At 60.3% G+C, this 7,283-nt stretch carries 5 protein-coding genes and 1 pseudogene; 1 reads left to right on the top strand and 5 read right to left on the bottom strand.

The genetic code is table 11. The features are described 5' to 3' along the window. Positions 1-87: 87 nt before the first annotated feature. From BSIN_RS26575 to BSIN_RS19445, 5 genes and pseudogenes are all read right to left on the bottom strand, one after another. Complete coding sequence (locus BSIN_RS26575) at positions 88-1,002, bottom strand: AMP-binding protein (protein WP_089341664.1); 915 nt, start codon at positions 1,000-1,002, stop codon at positions 88-90. Positions 1,003-1,138: 136 nt separating this feature from the next. After that, positions 1,139-2,845 (bottom strand): annotated as a pseudogene (locus BSIN_RS19460) (condensation domain-containing protein); the annotation flags it as partial. Between the two features lie 28 nt (positions 2,846-2,873). Further along, complete coding sequence (locus tag BSIN_RS19455) at positions 2,874-4,109, bottom strand: MFS transporter (protein WP_089341662.1); 1,236 nt, start codon at positions 4,107-4,109, stop codon at positions 2,874-2,876. 199 nt (positions 4,110-4,308) lie between these two features. Beyond that, complete coding sequence (locus BSIN_RS19450; RefSeq protein ID WP_089341668.1) at positions 4,309-4,509, bottom strand: MbtH family protein; 201 nt, start codon at positions 4,507-4,509, stop codon at positions 4,309-4,311. 639 nt (positions 4,510-5,148) lie between these two features. Further along, positions 5,149-5,997 (bottom strand): ureidoglycolate lyase, encoded by an 849-nt coding sequence (locus BSIN_RS19445; RefSeq protein ID WP_089341661.1) that lies wholly within the window; start codon positions 5,995-5,997, stop codon positions 5,149-5,151. A 418-nt stretch (positions 5,998-6,415) separates the two neighbouring features. Between BSIN_RS19445 and BSIN_RS19440 the strand changes: the two genes are divergently transcribed. Further along, a complete protein-coding gene (locus BSIN_RS19440; RefSeq protein WP_089341660.1) occupies positions 6,416-7,240 on the top strand; it encodes an IclR family transcriptional regulator in 825 nt (274 codons plus the stop codon). Positions 7,241-7,283: the final 43 nt, after the last annotated feature.

Here is a 7,283-nt window from a genome sequence, read left to right as displayed (position 1 = left end):
CTGTCTGCGATTAAATCGGCAGCATGATCGCCCCGGACGTTCCACTTAAAAATCTCAGAAAACTGTCCGAACGAGCGAGGCCACCTCTCATTTCGCCAGGTCGCCGGTGCGATACATGCGCTCGCCTGCGCGCTCGGCGTATGGGCACGGCATGAACGCATCGGCGGTCAAGTCGGGGCGGCCTTGATAGCCTCGCGCGAGCCCCGGCCCACTCACGAATATCTCGCCGACGACGCCCTGGGGCACGGGTTCGAGATGCTCGTCGAGGATGAACAGCCGCAGATCGGCAATCGGATCGCCGATCACACTCTCGCTCGCGGCCGGTTCCGTCGCCCAATCCACCGGGTGCAGCGTGACGTGCACCGTCGTTTCCGTAATGCCGTACATATTGACGACGACAGGCCCGGCGAGCCCGGCGCCACCGAGATACAGTTCGCCTTGTACCCCGACCGGCACCGGCTGCATATCCTCATCCAGGATATATGCGCTGGTGTTTGCAAACGGGCGGCCGATCGGAACGTCACCGTCGCGGATATCGTCGTCTTGCACAACATGCGTGCAGCTCAGCGTCGTGACTTCGGTGGGGCCGTAGCCGTTGATCAGCTCGGCTCGCACGCCCGCTTGCCGCAGTCTGAGCAACGCGGCCGCATCCGCGCGATCGCCGCCGAAGATGATGTGCTCGACATCGACGAACATTTCCGGCATCTCGTGCGACAGCAGCGTGCTCGCGAAATTGATCGCCTTGATCCGGTGCCGCTGTAAAAACGCGCTGAACTCGGCCGGGCTCAATACCAAGTGGTTTTCAACCAGCGCCACCGCTCCGCCGTGCAGCAGCGCGCCCCAAATTTCCAGCGTCGAAGGATCGAACGACGCGCTTGCAAGCTGCGGGATCGTCAAGCCGCGCTCGAACGGCAAAAACGGATTCGATATCACGAGCCGCGCGATCGCGCGATGGTCGATCGCGACGCCCTTGGGGCGTCCGGTGGAGCCCGACGTATACATCACATAGGCAAGTTGCGCGGGCGACTCGAGACGCGGCGGATTCGCGATTGCGCCGGATACGTCGGCGGCCCCCGGGTTTCAGTTCGTCGAGTTCGACGAGCGTCAACTCTTCGGGGCGCTCCAGCAATGCGGCTCGAAATTTCGATTCGAGCACGACGGTTTCGATGCCTGAGTCGTTCAGCAGATATGACAAACGCTCCGCTTGATAGTTGGCATCCAGCGGAACGTAGCAGCCGCCCGCCTTCAGGATCCCGAGAATGCCGACGACCATGTCGAACCCGCGTCCAACGAGCAACCCCACCGGCGTTTCGCTATCGACACCGAGCGCTCTGAGCCGCCACGCGAGCCGGTTCGCCGCCACGTTCAGCTCGCGGTACGTCATATGGCGAACACCGTCGATCAGCGCGGCACGATCGGGCGTGCGTTCCGCCTGCGCTTCGAACAACCCGGCCACCGTGATCGGCGGCAATTCGCGTGCCGGGCCGGAGCCTTTTTGCAACAACCAGTCACGCCGCTCGTCGCTCAGAAGACGCAGGCGCCCCACTGTCTGATCGGGATCGGCAGCGGCGCACTCAATCAATAGCGTCAGTTGCTCCAGCATGCGGCCGATCGATGCGCGCTCGAACAGCTCCGTGCTGTATCCGGCCTTCAAACACCATGGCGCATCGGCGTTCTGCTCGATCGCAAGCAGCAGATCGAATTTCGACGTATGCGTCGGAATATTGACGTCGAGCGCGAACACGCCGTCGAGCGACCACATCCTTTCGTTCGCCTCGTGCGTGACGCATACCTGAAACAGCGGATGCCATCCAAGCGAGCGCACCGGCTGCAACGCCTCAACGAGCTGTTCGAACGGCAAATCCGCATGGGCAAACGCATCGAACACTTGATGCTGGGTCCGCTCCACGGCCTGTCGGAAGGTCGTCTGTCCGTCGTGACGGCTGCGCAGCACGAGCATGTTCGTGAAGAGGCCGATCGTATCCTCGAATTCCCCACCACTTCGGCCCGCCACCGGATAGCCGATGCAAATGTCGCGCTCGCAACTGATTCGATGCAACAATATCCGTGCGAACGTCATGAACAGCACGAACGGCGTCACGGCCATCGCATCGATCAGCGCCGAGAAGCCGGCAGCCACATCTGGCGGCAGCTCGGTCCGCACGATCTCGCCCGCATAATTCCGGGCAGCCGGGCGCGGCTTGTCGAACGGCAGTTCCAGCAACGCCGGCGCATCGCTCAACGTCTCGCGCCAGTAAGCCAAATCGTCGGCCATGCCGTCTTGCGTGTATGCCTCGCGCTGCCACTGCGCGAAATCGCGATATTGAACGGCCATTTCCGGCAAATCGTGCTCGACGTCATGCTTGAATGCGCGATACAGCGCATCGAGTTCATGTGCCATCACATGCACGGACCACCCATCGAATACGATGTGGTGAACGCCGAGCAGCAGCGTATGGCGCGCGTTCGCCAAGCGCATCAATGTCGCGCGCATCAGCGGGACTGCCGCAAGATCGAATCGCCGTGCAGCAAATTCACGCGTGATTTCGTCCGCTTTTGCCGCTCGCGCTGCATCGTCGAATTCGGATAGATCTTCCCATCCGAGTTCGCACCGCATCGCGTCGACGACATGCTGGCACACCTGCCCGTCGATCTCGACGAACGTCGTGCGCAACGCCTCGTGCCTGCGGATCAGCGCATTGAGCGCCGCCTCCAATGGGGCCCGGTCGATCTCTGCGTTGAACTCCAACGTGTAGGGCACCAAATAAAGCGCCGCGTCACTGCCTATCTTGTCGAAGAAATAAATTCCTTCTTGCCCATATGCGCACGGAAACACGTTCGTCATTTTCATGATGCGGGTTCCGCTGTTGGAGTTAATCGGCCGAATAAGCCAGATCGATCGGACGCCAAAACAACGCCGCACCCCATAACAGCGTGGCGGCAACGCTAACGGCGCCAATCACGTAGAACGCCTTGTCGTTCGGCATCGCGCCGAACAGCGCGCCGCCGATCAACGCTCCGACCGGCATCGCACCCCAGACGATCAAACGAATGGCGGACGTCATTCTCCCGAGCAGCGGCTCGGGCGTGACCTCCTGGCGCAACGTCATCTGCATGATCGAGGCGATCGTCGATGTTCCGCCCATCACGGCGAGTGCGCCCCCCGCTATCGCCAGATCGACGAGCGCCGACGATTTCGCAAGCGGAATTGCCAGAATCGATATGACCGAGACGAGCTGCATCGAAGCCAACACCGGCAGCGGCCCCATCCGGCGGCGCAGCATCGGCGTAAGCGGCGCGCTGATGGCCGCACCGATTCCCAGGCAGCTCAACACGATGCCAATCTGCGTGGCAGACGCGCCGACGGTTTTTTGCAGCCACAAGTACAAGCCTGGCAGCAACGCAAAATAGGCGATGTGCCAAATCACACCTCCCAGCGCGATCAGCACCAGCAGCCGGTTCGTCAAGACGAAGACCAAGCCCTTCTTCAGCGCGGGAAAAAACCGCTCGCCGACGGCAGCAGCGGTGTTTTTTTCCGGCTCGTGCCGCACGAAGCAGATCAGGAGAAACGACCACAAATAGGACAGCGCGTCCAACAGGATCGCGCCGGGCGCGCCGATCAGCGACATAATCGAACCGGCAACACTGGGACCGATCGTCTCCGCCACGGACTGCGTCATCGCCAGCCGGCTGTTTCCTTGCGACAACTCGCTCTTCTCTATCACGGTCGGCACATAGGACCAGAACGCCGTGTCGAAAAATACGCTAAGCGACGACACCGTGAACGCGACCGCATAGAGGCTGAATGCGTGCAGCAGGTCCAGCCAATACAGCAACGGCACCAACAGCAAAATCGCGAATCTCGCGATGTCGCAGGCGATCAGCAACCGGCGACGCGGCATTCGATCGACCAGCACGCCGGCAAACAAACCAAACAGCACCGTCGGGAGACCTTCGAGCGACAAGAGGAAGCCGAGCTGGATCGCGGAAAAATGCAAATTCTGGACGGCAAAAAGCGGGATGACCACTTGAGATATCTGGCTGCCGACAGCCGATGTGCCATGTGCCAGCCAAAGAAGACCGAAGATCCTTCCCGGACTCTTTCCCATTCGGCAATCTCCCGACGGGCAATTCACCGCTCGATAAAACAAATCAATGGCGATGCGTTGTCCCGGCTTCCTGCGGCGAAAAACCTTCGCGCATCAGCCATGTGGAATTGACGGATCGACACGGTGCTGCCGCCATCGGTTCGCCCCAAACCGACAAGCAAAACCGTGACGGGAAAACATCGGCGCACAACACGCCGACTCAGTCTTTCGAACCCGCCTGCTCCATCGCAAGCCGCAGGCTTCTGGGCCGCATATCGGTCCACACGTCCTTGATGTGATCAAGGCAGGCTTCTTTCGATCCACGGTAGCCGCTCGCCCGCCAGCCGGCGGGAATCACCTTGCCTTCAGACCAAACAGAGTATTGTTCTTCGTCATTGAGCACCACGATGTAATCCGCCATCCGAATCTCCATCAATAATGGTCAAGTCAATGCGCGGTTACGCTGGAACCTCATGCCCAATTCAGATTGAAATCAGACATTTCCCAGACGATGATTTGGCGAATAAATCGCCTTGATTCAATTGAGCTCGATTGACTTTTTTAGATACGACGACAAACCAATCAGGCGGCTCAAAATCTAAATGCACGTTTATCTTGAAATAAACGTGCCTACCGCATAGGCATGAAAAATACTTCGCAATCCTTGTAGTTTTCACACAAGGTGCGTCGATACGGAAACATCGGAAGGATGTCTATTGCGCGTTTCGCAGATGATACGTCATCCGAAATTCGCTCATCAAACTTTTTTTCCTGACCAACTCCCGCGGCGATAAAAGACCGTTGAATCGGGGATGGCTGATTGCTCGTCGGCGCGACGTTGAACGATCAGATATTTTTCCACCAAATCCTGATCTCGAAGAAACCGCTCGACAATCGGTTCATCGCTCTTCGCACGCCGATCGGATGAACCGCACCGCGTCAAATCCGATTATCTCGGGAAATCCGGCAAGCAGCGCGGCGAATACCGATCGGCATATCAGCGCAGATCCCGAGGCTGCGCCTATGCCGAATGCGAATTACGCCGGCAGCGCGGCGCCGATTACGTGGCCGCGCGCGTCAACTGCACCTGCTCGCCGAGCCCCGTCACGCCATAGCGCACCGTCTGCCCCGGCTTCAGATAGACAGGCGAAGGCTTCACGCCCATCCCGACGCCAGGCGGCGTGCCGGTCGCGATCACGTCGCCGGGATGCAGACTCATGCATCGCGACAGATACGCAATCAGGCTCGCGACCGAAAACACCATCGTGCCCGTATTGCCGCTCTGATAGCGATGGCCATCGACGTCGAGCCATAAATCGAGTGCTTGCGGATCGGCGATTTCGTCGCGCGTGACGAGCCACGGGCCGATCGGCCCGAACGTGTCGAAGCCCTTGCCCTTATCCCACTGGCCGCCGCGATTGACTTGCCATTCGCGCTCGGAAACGTCATTGATCACGCAATAGCCGGCGACGTATGACAGCGCGTCGGCCTCGTCGACATTCTTGCACACACGGCCGATCACGACGCCGAGTTCGACCTCCCAATCGGTCTTCGTCGAGCCGCGCGGAATTTCGATGCCGTCATACGGGCCGCAAACCGCGCTCGTCCACTTGCCGAACACGATGGGCTCTTTCGGCACCGGCAGCCTCGCTTCGGCAGCATGGTCCGCGTAGTTCAGGCCGATGCAGACGAACTTGCCGATCCGGCCCACGCATGCGCCGATGCGCGGCTCGCCCGACACGCGCGGCAGCGACGCGAAATCAGTGTCGCGCAATCGCGCCAGGCTCGCGTCGGACAGCGCATCGCCCGCGATGTCGTCAATCAGCGAGGATAGGTCACGGATATGGCCGTCAGCGTCGAGCACACCCGGCTTTTCATGCCCCTTGGGGCCGTATCGCAGCAATTTCATAACGAGCGGTCTCCCGGTTCGCTTCAAACAAAAACAAGCGGCTGCCTTCCGGCCTGCCGCGGCCTGGCACGCATTGCGCGAGTCTTTTGTACCATCCGCGACGCTCGATGGGACACCGCGCGGCAGATAACGATTATTGGAGCAAACGCTGTTCGCGCCTTTTCCGATACTCGCTCCGACGTCAGTCGGCAGTCGATAGGAGCCAGTACTTTGCACGCATATACTCGTTGTGTGCTACTGTTTTATTCAAATTTCTTGCAAAAATATCATATAAAGTTCGAATCAATTGGGTATCATGACGATTAACGCTGCTGCTTAGTTAACGCATGAACCGACGTTATGCCGGTAGGCATCGCGCGACGCTGGAACGCGTGTCGCAACGCCATCGGTGTGCGGCGGTTCGCGAGCTTTATCAAGAATGAATTCGATGAACCACCAACCGGCCGCGGGCGACGCAGAACCGCGCGAGGGCAAAGAAGCCGGACGCTATCGCGCGCCCGCGCTCGACAAAGGGCTCGATATCCTCGAGCTGCTCGCCGATCAGCGCGAAGGGCTAACGCGTGCGGAAATCACCAAACATCTCGGCCGCAACGCGAGCGAAATCTACCGGATGCTCGAGCGCCTCATCGCGCGCCACTACGTGGTGCGCTCGGCAAACGGCGAGCGCTATACGCTCAGCCTGAAGCTCTATGCGCTCGCGCATCGCCACCCGCCGCTCAAGCGACTGATCACGGCAGCCCTGCCGCCGATGCAGCGCTTTGCCGACGCCGCCGAACAATCGTGCCACCTGTGCGTCTACGACCGCGGCAATCTGCTCGTGGTCGCGCAAGTCGAAGGCCCTGGCCCGTGCGTAATTTCGGTCAAGCTCGGTACGCGGGTGAGACTCGTCGAGTCTGCGTCCGGCCCGGTGCTACTCACATTCCAGACGGATGAGCAACGCGCGCAGATGCTTGCCGAGCACGCAAAGACGAGCAGCGAAACCGCGCCCGACATGCACGCGCTAAACGCACTCATCGCCAGCATCCGCACTGCCGGTTCATTGCGCCGGGACAGCCGTCAGGCGCGCGGCGTCATCGATATTTCGTATCCGGTGCTCGGCCCATTCGGCCAGGCGATCGCCGCCCTCACCTGCCCGTACATGCGGCGCATCGACACCCATGCCGCGCCTTCGATCGACGAAGTCGACGCACGGCTGCGCGATGCGGCAACGCACCTGTCGATGATCAGCGGCCAATCGGCGTGAGCACACGCCAGCACGCACGCCCCAATTGGTCTGCACCCCACCG

The sequence above is a fragment of the Burkholderia singularis genome, assembly GCF_900176645.1.
GTDB lineage: Bacteria > Pseudomonadota > Gammaproteobacteria > Burkholderiales > Burkholderiaceae > Burkholderia > Burkholderia singularis.
This window is presented reverse-complemented; position numbering and strand designations above follow the sequence as displayed.